This is a genomic window from Brumimicrobium salinarum, assembly GCF_002844555.1.
Lineage (GTDB): Bacteria > Bacteroidota > Bacteroidia > Flavobacteriales_D > Crocinitomicaceae > Brumimicrobium > Brumimicrobium salinarum.
Window position 1 is genome coordinate 450,143 of sequence record NZ_PJNI01000001.1, and the last position, 16,552, is coordinate 466,694.

Consider the following 16,552-nt stretch of genomic DNA (forward strand, 5'->3'; position numbering starts at 1 on the left):
TTGCTTTATGATATACATCATATTTTGATCGAAAAAGACCTATTACATTTGTACCAGACAACAAAGCAATTGAGCTGCTAAGTTGATTAAAAATTGAAACGATTCCCAGATCTACATTTTCTCATCTCTCTAAGTGTCCTTGGGAATTGTTTCTTTTTTGCTTTTAAAACACGCACGTTTTTTCTCAAACCATATTTGCTGATGGAAGTCATTTTTATTCACCTTGCTATCGCTTATTTTTGTTGTATATTTTTTAGAATAGAAAAACCAAAAGCACATGAATATTGCAGAAATTGAATTGGAAACTAAGGATTATGAAGCTTTTCAATTAATAGAAATCACTTCTTTTGAGGCCTTCTTAAATGCACATGCCGACATCAAAGCAATAGCTTCTTCGGTTTTGATGTTAAGCAGTAAAAAACAGAGTCAGCTGAATGCAAATCCAATTCATGAAGCGATTCCATTGATGCAATCTATTTTGGATCAAATTGAAGATCAGCATTGTTTAGTTTTTGAAAAAGAAGACAATATCTACCAAGAACTTAAGTTTTTGAACCGATCTAAATTAGTGCATATTGAACTTAATGATATCAAAGAAAATCGAGTTTATATTCTGATGTCAGATTTTCAACGTTTGCTGGCGGTATAAATCTAATCGCATCAAATAAGATATTTTTATCTTTTTATTTTAAGACACTATCGATTGTTAATCATCTAGTTATAACAAACCCTTGTCGTTGTCTTGACTGAAAGTGATTTCTGTCATTTTTTATCATTTTCTATATCTATACCTTTGGAATCAAACTATCTCAACCTAAAATTAGGATTTGATAGCGTTGATTAAAAATTGATTACTAAATAAAGAGGGAATCCTCATTTTAGAAATGAAATTGTTCCAAATGATGTCTTAAAATACAGAAGAGTAGCTTTTTGCTATTCTATTTTTTGGCAATAAAAAGGTAGACATTTGGTTACAAAAAAGACAAATGAATAGAGATGGAAAAGCTGAAGAAAGAAGAATTTAAAAACGCCATAATTGATCTTAAAAAGGAAAAAAATGCAGTTGTATTGGCGCATTATTATCAAGAAAAAGACATCCAAGAAGTTGCCGATTATATTGGTGACAGTTTAGGTTTGGCGGTTGAAGCTTCTAAAACAGATGCAGATATTATCGTCTTTGCGGGCGTTCATTTTATGGCTGAAACGGCAAAATTATTAAATCCATCTCGTAAAGTTGTTTTGCCAGATTTAGAAGCAGGCTGTTCACTTGCCGATTCTTGTCCGCCTGATCAATTTAAAGCTTTTGTAGACGCGTATCCCGATCATAAAGTGGTCACTTATGTCAATTGTTCGGCTGAAGTTAAAGCCTTAAGTGACATTGTTTGTACTTCTTCAAATGCGGTGGACATCATCAATTCTTTTCCGCCAGAACAAAAGTTGATTTTTGCTCCAGATCAAAATCTAGGGAAATACTTGATTAAAGAAACGGGAAGAGATTTAGTCCTTTGGGAAGGCGCTTGCATTGTTCACGAAGCATTTTCTTTCGATAAATTATTGAAGCTCAAAAATGAAAATCCATCGGCTAAAGTGGTGGCACATCCAGAATCTGAACCGCATATTTTAGATGTTGCGGATTACGTGGGTTCAACAAGTAAAATGATCAACTACATCAAAACATCGGAGCACCAAACTTTTATTGTAGGAACCGAAGCTGGAATTTTGCACGAATTGAGCAAACAGGCGCCTGGCAAAACATTGATTCCGCTACCGATTCATGAAGACAATACCTGTGCTTGCAGCGAATGTGCCTTTATGAAAGTCAATACATTAGAGAAAGTTTACAACTGTTTATTGCACGAAACGCCAGAAATAAACATTGCAGACTCCATTTTCGAAAAGGCAAAAGAACCGATTGTAAAAATGATTGAATTCTCAGCTCTAAACCCCGCTCCCGTTGAAAACTAAATTTGACATATTGATTGTAGGCGCTGGCATAGCTGGTTTGTCTCAAGCACTTTCTTTAGCCGAAAAAGAGCCGACGTTAAAAATTGGTGTAATTAGTAAATCTAAATTACAGGAGACCAATACCCGCATGGCACAAGGTGGAATTGCCGCGGTGATGTCAACACAGAAAGATAGTTATATCAATCACATTGAAGACACGATAAAAGCTTCTCAAAACAAAGCGAATGCCCAAGTTGTGAAATATGTGGTAGAACATGCTCACGATGGAATTCATCAATTGGAAAACTGGGGTGTAAAGTTCGATCATTTCAAAAATAAATATCATTTAGGACTCGAAGGTGGACATTCAAAAGCGCGAATTTTACATGTAAAAGATCAAACAGGAGCAGCCGTTCATGATCAATTGATTGCAGAATTAAGCAAACATCCTTCAATTACCGTTTTTGAATACAGCGAGGTAATAGAATTGCTTTTATCTGAAACAAAAGAAATAGCTGGAGCTGTACTTTACAATTACGAGGAAAAATCAACGCGCATATTAACGGCAAAAATTATTGTTTTGGCAACTGGTGGAATGGGACAAGTGTTTCAATACACCACAAATTCTTCAATTGCTTCGGGAGACGGAATTGCATTGGCGAAAAACATCGGTGCGGAAATCTCTAACTTAAAATCTATACAATTTCATCCGACTGCTTTTAAAGAACAAGATAAAAAGCAAATGTTCTTAATCTCTGAAGCAGTGAGAGGAGCTGGAGCCTATGTCATTAATGAAAATGAAGAGCGCTTTTTGTTTAAATATGATCCAAGAGCAGAATTGGCAACTCGGGATATCGTCTCTGCTGCCATTTACCAAGAATTAAAAAATACAGCAACCAAAAACGTTTATTTGGACTGCCGACATTTTGCCAAAGAAGTACTCGAAAATGAGTTTCCTTATATCTACAACTATTGTTTGAAAGCCGGATATGATTTACTTCAACAAGCGATTCCAATTACGCCAGCTGCTCATTACAGTTGTGGTGGGATTCAAGTAGATATCAACGGAAAAACCAATGTTCCACAACTTTATGCGATTGGAGAATGCGCCAATACAGGACTTCATGGCAATAATCGTTTGGCGTCAAATTCATTATTGGAAGCCATTGTTTTTACCAAAAACATGACCGAATCAATTGTCAAAGAACTACCAAAAGTCACATTTCAAACACTAATTAAAAAGAGTTTAAACAGCCTTCAACTTGAGCATAATTCATTTGATAAAATTAATGAATTACGTCAGCAGTTAAGAATCCAGTTGACAGCTTACTTCATCCAAAAGACAGAGAAAGAGAAGAAGTCGCTTCAGGAATTATTATTGAAATGTAAAAATGAATTAAAACAACTTCCTACTCAAGAACTTGATGTTATTCACTTTAAATGGCATTTTGATTTAGTGGAAGAATTGATGGTATGATTGACAGATCCCCTTAACGTATAATGATTTACTTCAAAGTTTATCTTCTCAAAAACTCTCCATACTGCAAGACCCTAAAATCAATTGTATTCATCTTGGGGTTTTCTGCTTTCAGTTTTTTATACAAGGCCATGCTTCCCACTGCTCTATTGGCTGCACCAGATGGCGCGGTTAATGAAACTGTTTTAATAATGCGGTCTTCCAATTCAAGTGTATGAACTTTTGGAGTTGTTTCACCTTGTCTTGTAAGTTGAATTTCAGGATAGTCTTTTAAATGTCTACGAAACAAATATTCGGGACCATTTTTAGAATTTCCTCCCGTAAACAACAAAGTATCTACGCTTGGATGTTCTTTGAGCAAAGAAATCAAGGGACGCAAAACAGGTTCTTGAATACCTAAATCAGAAGCATCTATTTTATTGCGGAAAGCATATTCCACCATGTCGCAAATTCCAATTTTATGTGTTTTAAGGAAGTCTTCACGCTGTTGAATGGCTTTCCCTGTATTTTCATAATCTAGTTTTATACCGAAAATGCGCTCGATAATTTGCCACAATTGTCCGTCACGAGAACCATAGCAAAAGTCAACATCGCCGGGTTTAAGTTCGCCTGTTGTGAAACGCGGAGGAGGAAGCGTTCCCACAATGAGTTTCGTTGTGCCTTCGGGTATGTATGGAGGAAATGGATGTTGGTGTTTGAACATGTATTTAATTTAATAATAAATTATGTCTCCGAACATTAAATCTACTTTGAATTAATATTTTTTACTTTTTTTCATTACCAAAAAAAGTAAAGCAAAAAAGTCTAGCGCTTGATCTTTTTTATTGTCTCCACTTATAAAAGCCGATAATGTCGGTGATTTCTTCCGCAAGCTTCAGAACTTCCTCCATTATTAGCGGCTTCTATTTCGCTCCACCTTCTAAAAAAGATAATGCGCCTCCAAAACCACGAATAATTATGTAAAGGATTAATGTTTACTTCACACTATTTCAGTGATAAAATAAAAACTATAAAAAGAATTTTTGTTCTTCCGACAATAAAATCAATTTCAGAATATTTTATCACTCAAAACTGAGAAAGACTTTAGTCTTTCTTTTTCCAATTATTGTTTTCAGGATCCGCATCCATCCATATTCCACCTTCAATCTTTATCTCAACAATATTTTTCAGGTTTTCTAATTTAATTGTTGTTTGCGTAAGATCTTCTTTCCAAACGGCTGGGGTTTGATGAAAAGTTTTTGTTTTACCGTTTTTGAGTTTTACTTTTACATCAAATGGAACGGCCATTCCACCAATATTTTCTATTTGTAAAGTGACTTTTTTCCCATCTACCTCCACTTCTTTTAATGCCACATCCATGTAGTTGTTGCTAAAGAACCAATTGTACCAGAACCAATTGAGGTTTTCTCTTGTGATGTCGTTAAAAGAATAAAACATATCCCATGGAATAGGGTGTTTTCCATTCCATCGGTCCATAAAGCCATGTAATGCAGACAGAAATTTTTCCTCTCCTAAATAATCACGTAGTGCAAGATAGGCGAGTGCAGCTTTTCCATAACTATTTGTGCCGGCACCTAAACCACTCATGATATTAGAAGGCGTAATAATTGGCAAGTCTAGTTCTAATGAATTATTATTACTCCAACGTTCAACTCTAAATTGTTTAAAATTTGCCGTTGCTTTTTCATAGCCTAAGTCTTCAATTCCAATTAAATATTCAAAAGTTGTAGCCCAACCTTCATCCATAAAGGCAAAGCGGGTTTCATTGATTCCCATGTAGAAAGGGAAATAGGTGTGCGCTACTTCATGTTGCATCACAAAACGGGTGAACTTCTCATCATCATTAGAAGAATCATTGGCCATCATTGGGTATTCCATGTTTGCAAATCCTCTTACAACTGTCATTTTAGAGTAGGGATAAGGAACGCCAGGCGTATTATTCGAAAACCATTTTAAAGTGTTTTTTCCATATTCAACCATCTTCTTAAAATCCTTCGATGATTCATCATAAGCAGATTGAAAACTTGCTCTGCGTCCTGTTTTATTGTCTACCACAACACTTCCAGCATCCCAATTGTAGTGATTGCTCGTGGCGATGGAAATGTCATTGATGTTATCCGTTTTCCATTTCCATGTGTTGCTTTCCTTTTGTTGGGTGATTCCACCTTTTTTGACATCTTCTTGATCTACAATGCGAATAACCTCATCGGAAACCATTGATTTTTCAAGTAGATCCGCATATTTTGAAGTTAAAACTTCTCTCGGATTCAATAAATCTCCCGTTGCCCAAACGATATAATCTTTAGGAACAGTGACTTGAAAAGTATAATCGTTGAAGTTATTGTAAAATTCTTGCGAACCTGCGTAAGGCATTCTGTCCCAACCTTCGTAATCGTCATACACTGCAACACGTGGATAAAAATAGGCCAAAAAGAAGGTAGTAGAATCAATAGCACCTTCTCTTCCACTTTGTTTAGAAACATCGAAATGCCAGTCAAAACCAAGTTCTATAGTTGAATTTGGCGCCAAAGGTTCTTGCAAACGAATTTTCTTATTGATACCGTCATTTTCGCTGTTCCATTCCGCTTGAACTCCATTTTCTGTATAGGAATTAATGTGCATTCCCGAAGTTAGATAATCGTCAGTTACAGTTCTTAAGCGCGGTGCAGCAGGTTTATGGTGGTTCAATATCAACTTAAAGCGCAATTCTTTTAAGGTGTCTGGACTGCTATTGGTGTAAGAAATCGTTTGTTTTCCTTTTATGGTTCTGTTTGGCGGATCGATAGTGATATGCATGTCATAAACACCACGATTTTGCCAATAGTTTTCACCTGGCTTTCCATCCATTGCACGTGTACCATTTTCATAGGCTTGTTTTACGCTACGGGGTTGGTAGAGGTTTTGGGAAAATGTTAATTCTGTGAGAAAAACGCAAGCGATAAGAAAAGTGATTTCTTTAATTCTTGTTGATTTGAACATGATATTGGCAAATTTTAAAATTACACGTGGCGCAAAGATAACAAAATGTCTTCCGTGTTTTTTTTTATAACTGTAGATACGCACGGCCGTGCGCATCTACAGTATAAAAAACTACCTTTTACACCATCTCTAAACTCTCCTTTTTTTCCTCTCTCTGCCGATAAAAAATCGGCAACCTCTCCCTAAAACCTCTCCCTATCTAATATTTACGATTCATCGTAAATATTAGATTCATTCCATTTCCACAACCAAATCATCGGCGTGTACCATCGTTCCTTCTTTCAGGTAAATCTTTTTGATTTTCCCATCGACGTTTGCACAAATTGTAGTTCCCATTTTCATGGCTTCAATGACGAATAATCCTTGGTTTTTCTCCACGACATCGCCTTCTTTTACCATTATGGAAGCCAAAGATCCTTGTAGTGGAGCACCCACTTCATTTGGATTCTCTTTGTCTACTTTTTGATGAACGACTTTCTCTACGGCTATAGTGTTGTCTTTTATGTCTGTACTTCTGGTTTGACCGTTGAGTTTAAAGAAAACCGTTTTTTCACCATCTTCATTGGCTTCTGTGATTGAAATCAACTCAATTAAGAGCGTTTTTCCTTTGTCTAATTCTACAATGATTTCCTCTCCCGGTTGTAGTCCATAGAAGAAGTTTTTCGTTGGAATTTGCATCACTTTTCCAAATTTCGTGTAATGATTGTATAAATCAGCAAACACTTTTGGATATAATTTATAGGACAAGAAATCGGTAATTTCCCAAGCTCTGTCCATGCCTTGATCAAATTCTTTTTTAAACTCGGCAAATTCTTTATCGAAATCTATCGGTTCTAAATGTGCGTTAGGTCTATCAGTATATGGCTGTTCATCTCTTAGCACAATTTTTTGTACTTCTTCTGGGAATCCACCAACGGGCTGACCCAAATCACCTTTAAAGAAGCTTTTCACCGATTCTGGGAAGGAAAGTGATTCTCCTTTTTCCATAAATTCCTCAATAGTAATGTTGTTACTCACGAGGTATTGTGCCATATCTCCCACAACTTTCGAACTTGGCGTTACCTTAATCACGTTGCCAAATAAGTCATTGACTTTGGCGTACATGTCGGTGATTTCTGTAAATCGGTCTCTCAAGCCTAAAGATTCCGCTTGTGGCAATAAGTTTGAATATTGTCCTCCAGGAATTTCGTGTTTATACACTTCTCCCGTTCCAGATTTCAATCCAGATTCAAACGGATAATAGTAATCTCTCACATCCGACCAATAGTTAGAATATTCATTCAGTTTTTGAATGTCCATTTTGTTTTCTCTTTCTTGAAAACGCATGGCTTCGGCAACAGAATTGAAATTCGGCTGAGAAGTTAAACCGCTTAATCCGCCGAGTGCCACATCTACCACATCAACTCCCGCTTCGATAGCTTTGAGATACGTAGCCGATTGTACCGATGAAGTATCATGTGTATGTAAATGAATTGGAATCTTAATTTCTGACTTTAAAGCAGTAACCAATTCTTTGGCTGCATAAGGTTTAAGCAATCCTGCCATATCTTTAATGGCCAAAATATGTGCTCCGGAGTTTTCAATCTCTTTGGCAAGATTTAAATAATATTTCAGATTGTATTTTTGTTCATTTGGATCTAAAATATCGCCAGTGTAGCACATTGAACCTTCTGCTAATCCATTGGTGTTTTTTCGCACGTGTTCAATCGCTGGACCAATTGATTTCATCCAGTTTTGAGAATCGAAAATTCTAAAAATATCTACTCCGTTTTCCCAAGCTTCCTTTACAAAACGTTCGATTAAATTATCGGGATATGCTGTATAACCCACACCATTTGAACCACGCAATAACATTTGTAGAAGTACATTGGGCATGGCTTCACGCAAAATACGTAAACGCTCCCACGGATTTTCTTTCAAAAAGCGCATGCACACATCAAAAGTAGCACCTCCCCAAACTTCCATGCTGAAAACTTCAGGGTGATTCATGGCAAAACCTTTGGCTACTTTTTCTAAATCGTAGGTACGCATACGTGTCGCCAACAAACTTTGGTGCGCATCTCGCATAGTCGTATCTGTGTAGTGAATTTTCTTTTCCTTGCTCAACCATTTAGAAAATTCTTCTGGACCTAATTCTGTAAGCAAGTCTTTTGTTCCTTTCGGATACGCAGCTTGTTTGTCAAATTTAGGCACTTGCGGTTTTACCAATTTCTTATTTGGATCGAAAGATTGAACATCAGGATTTCCATTAACAATGATATCACCTAAGAAATTTAGCATTTTCTCTGCTCTGTTTCTCGGTTCCTGAATGTCAAACAACTCTGGCGTATTGGCAATATAATTTACCGTAACTTTCCCTTCTCTAAAAGTAGAATCATTAAGAATATTGTTGAGGAAAGCCATATTGGTCTTTACACCTCTCACTCTAAATTCAGCCAAAGCACGACGCATCTTTCGACAAGCGCCATCTAAAGTTCTACTGTTGGCCGTGATTTTCGTTAACATAGAATCAAAGAAGGGAGAAATAGTTACGCCTTGGTAAACACTCCCAGAATCTAATCGAATTCCGAAACCGCTTCCACTTCTGTAAGTGGTGATTGTTCCATAATCGGGCTTAAAATCATTTTTAGGATCCTCTGTTGTGATTCTACATTGCACTGCAAAACCATTCGTAGATATTGTATCTTGACTAAAAATCTTGATTTGTTCGTCTCCCAATTTATAACCACCAGCGATAAACAACTGCGATTTTACAATATCAATTCCTGTAACGACTTCCGTAACGGTGTGTTCTACCTGAATTCTTGGATTTACCTCAATAAAATAAATACTTTGATCTTCATCAACCAAAAACTCAACAGTTCCAGCGTTACTGTAATTTACAGCCTTACCAATGTCTAAGGCATATTTATACAATTTTTCTTTTACCTCTTCTGCTAAATCAACAGAAGGAGCAATTTCAATTACTTTTTGATAACGACGTTGCACAGAACAATCACGTTCGTACATGTGAACTAAATTGCCGTGTTGATCACCAAGGATTTGAACCTCGATATGTTTTGGGTTTTGTACGTATTTTTCAATGAAAACAGTATCGTCTCCAAACGCTGCTTTTGCTTCCCGTTTAGATTCTGGGTAAGCTTGTTTCAGTTGATCTTTGTTTTGAATTACACGCATTCCTCGACCTCCACCACCAGAAGCGGCTTTTAGCATGACAGGATAACCAATTTTATCAGCCTCTTCAAGTGCTAAATCAACAGTCGTGAGTTCCTTTTTATTACTTTCAATTATAGGAACATTGTTGTCGATAGCCACTTGTTTGGCCATGACTTTATCACCTAATGATTTCAAAACAGAAACATCTGGACCAATGAATATAATTCCGTTGTCTCTACAGGCTTGGGCAAAATCTGCATTTTCAGATAAAAATCCATATCCGGGATGAATGGCATCGATGTTATTTTCTTTAGCAACTTGAATAATTTTATCAATGTCTAAATAAGGTTTAATTGGATCGTCATCTTCTCCTATTTGATAAGCTTCATCCGCTTTGTAACGGTGTAAGGAATAACGGTCTTCGAAAGTGTAAATTCCTACGGTTCTTAATCCGATTTCTGTACAAGAACGAAAGATTCTAATGGCGATTTCACCTCTGTTGGCAACGAGAACTTTATTAATTTTCATCTATTGGCTTTTTGTAATTTTTGGGTATTTTATAATGCAATTTGCCTTAATATCGTGATTTTCGAATGATTTTTGAACACTTTCACTTCATTTTTAGAAAATTTATGAAAAAGGTTGTTGTAGAAATTTCTGCAAACTTTTGAGTAGGTTTTAATTCTTATCTTTAACCATTAAAATTATAGAATGAGTATCAATTGGATTTTATTGATTATTGGAGGTTTATTTGAAACCGGATTTGCAATTAGCTTAGGAAAAGCACAAGAAAGTTCAGGTAAAGAATTATGGATCTGGTTAATTACTTTTGTGGTATGTGTTAGTATTAGCATGTATTTGCTTTTTAAAGCAATGGGAGGAGAACACGCAATTCCTGTTGGAACAGCTTATGCTGTATGGGGAGCTATCGGGGCAATAGGAACAGTGATTGGCGGTATTGTATTATTTAAAGAACCAGTTACTTTTTGGCGTTTGTTTTTCTTATTGACTTTAATTATTTCAATTGTTGGATTACAAATGGTGAGCAGTAAAACTTAGAAAAGTAATTACCTTGAGTTTTCAAAGAGAAACAAAACGATTATGTGTTTATGTTTCTCTCTGAAAAATTCAAGTTTTCAAATATATTCTATTTAAATTTTGGTTTTCTTTTTTCAATAAATGCTGTTGTGCCTTCAATAAATTCTGGTGTTCCAAAGCAATTTCCAAATTCAGCAACTTCAACTTCATAGCCGTTTACACTGGCTTGGTAGTTGGCATTAACAGCCTTAATTGCTGATTTAATGGCATTACCAGAGTTGTTACAAATTTTAAGCGCTATTTTTTCTGCCAAAGCCATCAATTCTTCTTGTGGAACAACGTGATTGACGAGTCCCCAGTTTTGAGCATCACTGGCAGAAATCATCCCTGCGGTAGTGATCAATTCCATGGCTTTTCCTCGTCCTACTAATTGCGATAAACGTTGTGTTCCTCCATATCCTGGTATAACACCTAAAGATACTTCTGGAAGTCCTAGTTTAGCATTATCTGATGCTATGCGGATGTGTGATGCCATTGCAAGTTCTAAACCACCGCCTAATGCAAAACCATTAACTGCAGCAATAACTGGTTTAGATAGGTTTTCAATAAAATCAAAAAGTTTTTTCTGCCCTTCTGCTGCAAGTTGTTTACCATTTTCAGTATCAAAATCAGCAAATTCCTTAATGTCAGCTCCAGCAACAAAAGCTTTTTCACCGCTTCCTGTCAATATAACTACACGTGTGTTTTCATCTGCTTCAGCAGATTTTAAAGCTTCATGTAATTCTTGAATTGTTGCCTTATTTAAGGCGTTTAATTGTTTTGGTCGATTTACTGTAATGTAGTGAACACGTTCTTTTTGTGTTGTCGTTATATTTTCGTAACTCATGTTTGTTTTTTGTGCTAAAGTAAGGAAATAGACTGTATTGTCAAAGTCAACACTTCAATTACGAAAAACATCAAAGAAAGTTGATTAATTATTCAATTTTTTGTTTGATGACCTGAAGAATTTCATACGTATCTACATCATACACATAAATCAAAAAATGGAGATTTTCTTTATTGATGTTTGCGGGTAGTGTATAGGAATAATCGAGTAAAACTTTTTCACCCACTGGAGCGTCTGCATCAAAAGCCTTTATTCCAAATGGATTGTTATCGATACTGCCTAAATGTTTATCACGATGTATATAAAATTCGTTATGTGTGTTATCTGGCATCAATTGCCAATCCACTAGAGAATCTTGAATTACATAAACAACTGCGTTCATTTCAATGGCTTCGCTTGTTTTCTTTTCTGCTTCAACATGTAAAAAACCTCCGTTGGTACTCTGATAATAATTAAAAACTGATTGAATATTTACTTTTAAATCATTTGCTGTAAGTATATCAGAGGTTCTACTTTGCCATGTACCCGAAAGATCAAACATTTTGTTGTCAACCGTTTTTCTATTGACTGTTCCATTTGGATTTCCACCGAAGTTAAATCCATTCTCAAACTCCTTACCATAAACCACAGCATCTGGATTAGTATGGTCAGTATAATATTTTGTGGCATTTGGAAATGCAGATTGAAAAGATAAATTTGCTCCAGGGTCAATATGAATAGATGCTACAAAAACACGATTTGGGTTGTTTTCATGTATTCCGTGTGCGATATCTGCTGCTGTAGGGCAATTATTACATTTATGTCCTGTATAATCTTCAATTAATACATTCACATTTGTATTTGTATTTTGAGAAAATGAAGGATATTCATTTGCTAAATAATCATCCCATGTTCCATTAGGATATAAAGTAGTATCCAAATTAACACTTGCCACCTTTTCATAAGGATGATCTACTTTGTCGCAGCTGGTTAGCAAAACAAGTGAACTGATCAAAATAAATAGTACGTAATTTAAATTATTCATTACTCTTTTCTTTTAAAAACTATGTGTAAAGGTTACGCTTAACCCATTTGATGCAGGAACAAATCTACATATTCCTCCAACACAAAACAACCCCTCTTTTTGTCTACCGTAACCAACTTGAAGACGTGTAGCTCCCCAAATTTTTCCAACAAAAATCATCGGATAATTGATGCGGTCTTCTTTTACTGGATTTCCGTAATTGGATTGTAAAATTGCGCTAAAGAACCAGTCAGGAGATATCGTGTACTCAATTAATGCAGTTGCCCAAGCCCCTCTATCTTTGTTATCAACCGTCCATAATCCTTGTAGTTCTGCCCTCACGGTATGTTTTCTATTAATTTTATATTCCACATCCAAAACTCCAATATGAGATTGAATAATACCTTGTTCACTTGTAAGCTTCAGCACATCGTTATTCATCGATATGTTGTAATAGCTTCCTTCAACAGTCCACTTTCTATTTAACTTTCTTTTGATACTCACATTGATATCCTGCCAATACAATAAATCACTTTTATCAAAAAGTGTTGATTCGTAAGTTACCCTTGAGGAATCCATGGGGTCAATTCCTGAAGTTCTCTTCAAGGGTTCATAAGCAGTTGAAAAATTCAGTGAAACATCTGTTCCATATTTACCTCCAAGTGCAGTTCCTCTTTTTATTTTGTAAATTACATCAGCTTGAAAAGCAACTTCGCCATTGGGTTGTGAGGCATAAGGATACAATGTTGCCGCTAAGTTGTAAGTATGAGTCTTTGTTAATGGAGGTATAAAACCGATAGTTAAATCTTGCAAAGCAGCGTTTCTATCACTTCTAAAACTCATATTGTCAATAGATTTGGCAGACAGAACAATTCCAAGTCCTTTTTGAGAATATCCAGCATTTACAATCATACCTTTACCGTAATTATAAATATATCCGTTGTCTTGAGAAGGGTCTTGTTCTTTAATGATGTATTCACCATTGATAAAGAATTTCTTATATGCTAATTCTAATCTTCCGCCATAAGCTCCAGTGTTTTCTGGCAATATAAATTGCGAATTATTATCCTCTTGATATTTTGAGACCAAAGATCCACCACCGGTGATTCGTATATTATTATCGGAAAGACCAGGAAACCATTGGTTAAAGTTTACCTCTAAATCTGCTCCTCTAACAATCCCAGGACTGTATTGGTTTTTCCCATTGGTAAATGAAAAACGTTGCCTCCCATAAACTGTTTTAATGGTAACTCCTTTGTACGGACGTAAATTTAAACTTATACCGTTCATCATGTTATCTACGCCTAGAGCACGATCTTCATAGGACCTAAAAATTAATCCTGATCCAAATTGTTCATAAAAATTACCTACGGTAACATCTATCAAATCGTTTTCGTATCCTACATACCGATACCCTAAACCAGCACCATCAAAACGATCAGGATAGCCAAGTGTTCTTGGAAGATAAGCTTCTAGTCGGACCCCCGCTTTAAATCCTGCCATTCGGTAATTAACATTAATATAAGAGTTCAGTAAAGATTTTTCATCAGGTTGAATAGCATTAATTTTTTCATCGGAAAGTAAATATTGATAATTCGTTTCCATATTTCCCGAAATAGAACCTTGAGCTATTAGATTACCAACAATAGTTGAGCAAAAAACAGCAATAAGAAGTTGTAAAGTTTTCATACGCACAATTAAACCGTCAATATTCAGATTGCTTTATTATTCCTTTAGTTTAAGGATTTCATCGTACAATTCATATTCATCCCCAGGAGCATAGTTATTATGCGAGTAAACAATTTTACCGTTACCATCTACCAAAAATGTATGTGGCACATTGTTTACACCCATTGCACGTTTAAAATCTCCATTAGGATCTAATAGGATTTCATACTCCCAAGCTTTTGAATCAACATAAGGAACAACACGACTTGCAGTTCTTTGGTCATCTACTGATACTGCTACTAACCGAACACCTGTTTCATCTTGCCAATCGATATACATATCGTGAATAGCGTTTAATTCCTTTTTACAGGGTGTACACCAAGTTGCCCAAAAAGAAATAATCATTGGTTTCCCATCATTTTCTAACTCACCTGTTTGAATAGTTTTACCTTCTGTATCTTTTAATTGCATATCAGGGATTCCTTTTTCAAAAACACCTTCTTGAGCATTTGTAATTAAGAACAAAGTCATAAAAGTGGTAGTTAATATCAGTGATAATTTATTCATAATTTATTTTTTTATTGTTCTGCATTGCCTAGGCATACTTCGTGCCGAATTCTGTATAGATTTCAAATATATAGATTAAACTTACAAATAAAGTTAAAATCAAGACCCTACTCTTGGAATCCAAAAAAAGAAAGAGGAACGAAATTTCGTTCCTCTTTCAAGTTTATTATATGTAATTTTTCAAGAAAACTACTTCGCTACAGAGATTCTTTTTGTTTGTTCTCCATTAGAAGTTTTAACTTTAACAATATACATTCCTGCTTCTAAATCAGCAACATTAAGTTGAATCGACTGTACACCTGTAACACTTCCTAAGTTATTTACAACTACAGTTTGACCAACAGTATTGATGATAGAAATAGTAGTCTCTTCTTGAGTATTCAATTCAAAATCAATATTTACTACATTGTTTGCTGGATTTGGATATGCTTTAAAATCTACTTCTTGTGCTGTCATTTCAACTACATCCATTGTTGCTGTTGGACATTGATCTAAAGCTGTTTGGTATGCGTTAAACATTCCGTTGCTATATCCTTCATCAGACTTTACAATTGTACTCAATTCTGGATTTTGTACATCCGGACATATTAATAGAAAGAAAGGAATAGAACCTCCTGCATTCAATTCATGATTAGAAGCATAATGAGAATAATGCTGTACATTTGTGGCTGAATAAGGAAACTTAGGATATTCATAAAAACCACCGTTCCAATTTAAACCATTTAGTACACTTGCATCATCTGTTTGTTCAACCGTTATTGCTAATGCTTCTACGTCACCTTGCCCAGAACCATTGTTCTCAATAAATTCAGAAAGTGCTGGGGTAGACTGTAAACAAGGATTACACCAAGAAGCCATAAAATCAAGAACAATAGCTTGGCCATTCGATAAGCGATCATGAAGATTAAAAGAGTTACCTTCAGAATCTGTTGCAATGTATTGTGGGATGGGGTTAAGAATTTCTAACGATCCAGAAATGCTGTTATTAGTTGCCACATCATCAGAAGTGGTTAATTCCGCTGAAATTGTTTTTACACCAGCAGTTACACCAGTAATATTGATGTTTAGGGAGTGAACATCACCAAAATTTAAATTTAAACCAGTAACATTCTCTGTATAAACATCTCCGTCAAAATCCAAAGATACATCAAAAGAATTTACGGTATTCACTCCTGTGTTTTTAACTTCAACGGTTACTGTTCTATCACCAATTATTGTTTTATCTAAACTTAAACCGTTTAATGACAAGTCATTATCAGGAACTTTAGCTACTTTAACATCGTCAATGTTTAACCAAAATTGATCTGTTACATCATGGTGACGAAATGCAACATAAATCGTTTGACCATTGAACCCAGAAACGTCTATACTTTCTGCCGACCAATCATCACCGGTATAACCCACTACATCCGTAAAATTAGCTCCATTCGCAATAAATGAAGTAGTATCACTTGCAGTTCCAACATACACAGAGTACTTTTCATCAGGAAAACTTTGATCTTGTGCTCTTGCAATCCATGATAGCATTGTAACTCCAACCGCACTGGATAAATCAATAACTTCGGAAATCATCCAGTTATCTGGTGTCAATGGAGTGCCATTGGCATTATCATATGATTTGGATGTAGCCATTTCAACCGTAGCGCCTTGCTGTGTTTGTGGTCTTAACCAATTGTTGTTGTCTTCATCCCCATCGATAAGTGTCCAATTATTTGAAAGAGGACTAGAAAAATCATCTTCAAAATAAGTTTGTGCACTAAGCCCTGTTGCAAATAAGAGCGAAGCCCCAAGTAATAATTTATTCATAATTGTATAGTTTTAAATTAATTTTTGT

Annotated in this window: 12 protein-coding genes; 4 read left to right on the top strand and 8 right to left on the bottom strand. The window is 35.5% G+C overall.

Annotated elements, in window-relative coordinates; translation table 11 throughout:
• The first annotated feature begins 277 nt into the window (after positions 1 to 277).
• The 3 genes from CW751_RS02035 to nadB all read left to right on the top strand — a co-directional run bounded on the left by CW751_RS02035 (position 278) and on the right by nadB (position 3,421).
• On the top strand, positions 278 to 649 hold the full coding sequence (locus CW751_RS02035; protein WP_101333287.1) for a hypothetical protein: 372 nt from the start codon (positions 278 to 280) through the stop codon (positions 647 to 649).
• 347 nt (positions 650 to 996) lie between these two features.
• Positions 997 to 1,965 carry a quinolinate synthase NadA gene (nadA, locus tag CW751_RS02040; protein WP_101333288.1) on the top strand — a complete coding sequence of 323 codons (969 nt, stop codon included), beginning with the start codon at positions 997 to 999 and terminating at the stop codon, positions 1,963 to 1,965.
• A complete protein-coding gene (gene nadB / locus CW751_RS02045; protein WP_101333289.1) occupies positions 1,955 to 3,421 on the top strand; it encodes an L-aspartate oxidase in 1,467 nt (488 codons plus the stop codon). Before nadA ends, nadB begins: the two co-directional genes overlap by 11 nt.
• A 40-nt stretch (positions 3,422 to 3,461) precedes the next feature.
• Here nadB and CW751_RS02050 read toward each other — a convergent pair whose 3' ends face one another.
• The 3 genes from CW751_RS02050 to CW751_RS02060 form a co-directional block, all read right to left on the bottom strand.
• Positions 3,462 to 4,124 carry a uracil-DNA glycosylase family protein gene (locus tag CW751_RS02050; RefSeq protein ID WP_101333290.1) on the bottom strand — a complete coding sequence of 221 codons (663 nt, stop codon included), beginning with the start codon at positions 4,122 to 4,124 and terminating at the stop codon, positions 3,462 to 3,464.
• A 380-nt stretch (positions 4,125 to 4,504) separates the two neighbouring features.
• A complete protein-coding gene (locus CW751_RS02055) occupies positions 4,505 to 6,400 on the bottom strand; it encodes a M1 family metallopeptidase (protein WP_165779190.1) in 1,896 nt (631 codons plus the stop codon).
• Between the two features lie 231 nt (positions 6,401 to 6,631).
• Entirely contained in the window at positions 6,632 to 10,084 is a 3,453-nt protein-coding gene (locus CW751_RS02060) for a pyruvate carboxylase (RefSeq protein ID WP_101333291.1), read from the bottom strand.
• Between the two features lie 189 nt (positions 10,085 to 10,273).
• Here CW751_RS02060 and CW751_RS02065 point away from each other — a divergent pair, with 189 nt between their 5' ends.
• On the top strand, positions 10,274 to 10,615 hold the full coding sequence (locus tag CW751_RS02065) for a DMT family transporter (RefSeq protein WP_101333520.1): 342 nt from the start codon (positions 10,274 to 10,276) through the stop codon (positions 10,613 to 10,615).
• 88 nt (positions 10,616 to 10,703) lie between these two features.
• Here the strand turns inward: CW751_RS02065 and CW751_RS02070 are convergent, their stop codons facing one another.
• The 5 genes from CW751_RS02070 to CW751_RS02090 all read right to left on the bottom strand — a co-directional run bounded on the left by CW751_RS02070 (position 10,704) and on the right by CW751_RS02090 (position 16,524).
• The gene (locus tag CW751_RS02070; protein WP_101333292.1) at positions 10,704 to 11,480 is read right to left on the bottom strand and encodes an enoyl-CoA hydratase/isomerase family protein; all 777 of its coding nucleotides are present in this window, start codon (positions 11,478 to 11,480) and stop codon (positions 10,704 to 10,706) included.
• 88 nt (positions 11,481 to 11,568) lie between these two features.
• A complete protein-coding gene (locus CW751_RS02075) occupies positions 11,569 to 12,504 on the bottom strand; it encodes an Omp28-related outer membrane protein (RefSeq protein WP_101333293.1) in 936 nt (311 codons plus the stop codon).
• Between the two features lie 12 nt (positions 12,505 to 12,516).
• Positions 12,517 to 14,172 (bottom strand): DUF6029 family protein, encoded by a 1,656-nt coding sequence (locus tag CW751_RS02080; RefSeq protein ID WP_101333294.1) that lies wholly within the window; start codon positions 14,170 to 14,172, stop codon positions 12,517 to 12,519.
• Positions 14,173 to 14,208: 36 nt separating this feature from the next.
• A complete protein-coding gene (locus tag CW751_RS02085; protein WP_101333295.1) occupies positions 14,209 to 14,718 on the bottom strand; it encodes a peroxiredoxin family protein in 510 nt (169 codons plus the stop codon).
• A gap of 189 nt (positions 14,719 to 14,907) precedes the next feature.
• Positions 14,908 to 16,524 (bottom strand): T9SS-dependent choice-of-anchor J family protein, encoded by a 1,617-nt coding sequence (locus tag CW751_RS02090; RefSeq protein WP_101333296.1) that lies wholly within the window; start codon positions 16,522 to 16,524, stop codon positions 14,908 to 14,910.
• Between the last annotated feature and the right edge of the window lie 28 nt (positions 16,525 to 16,552).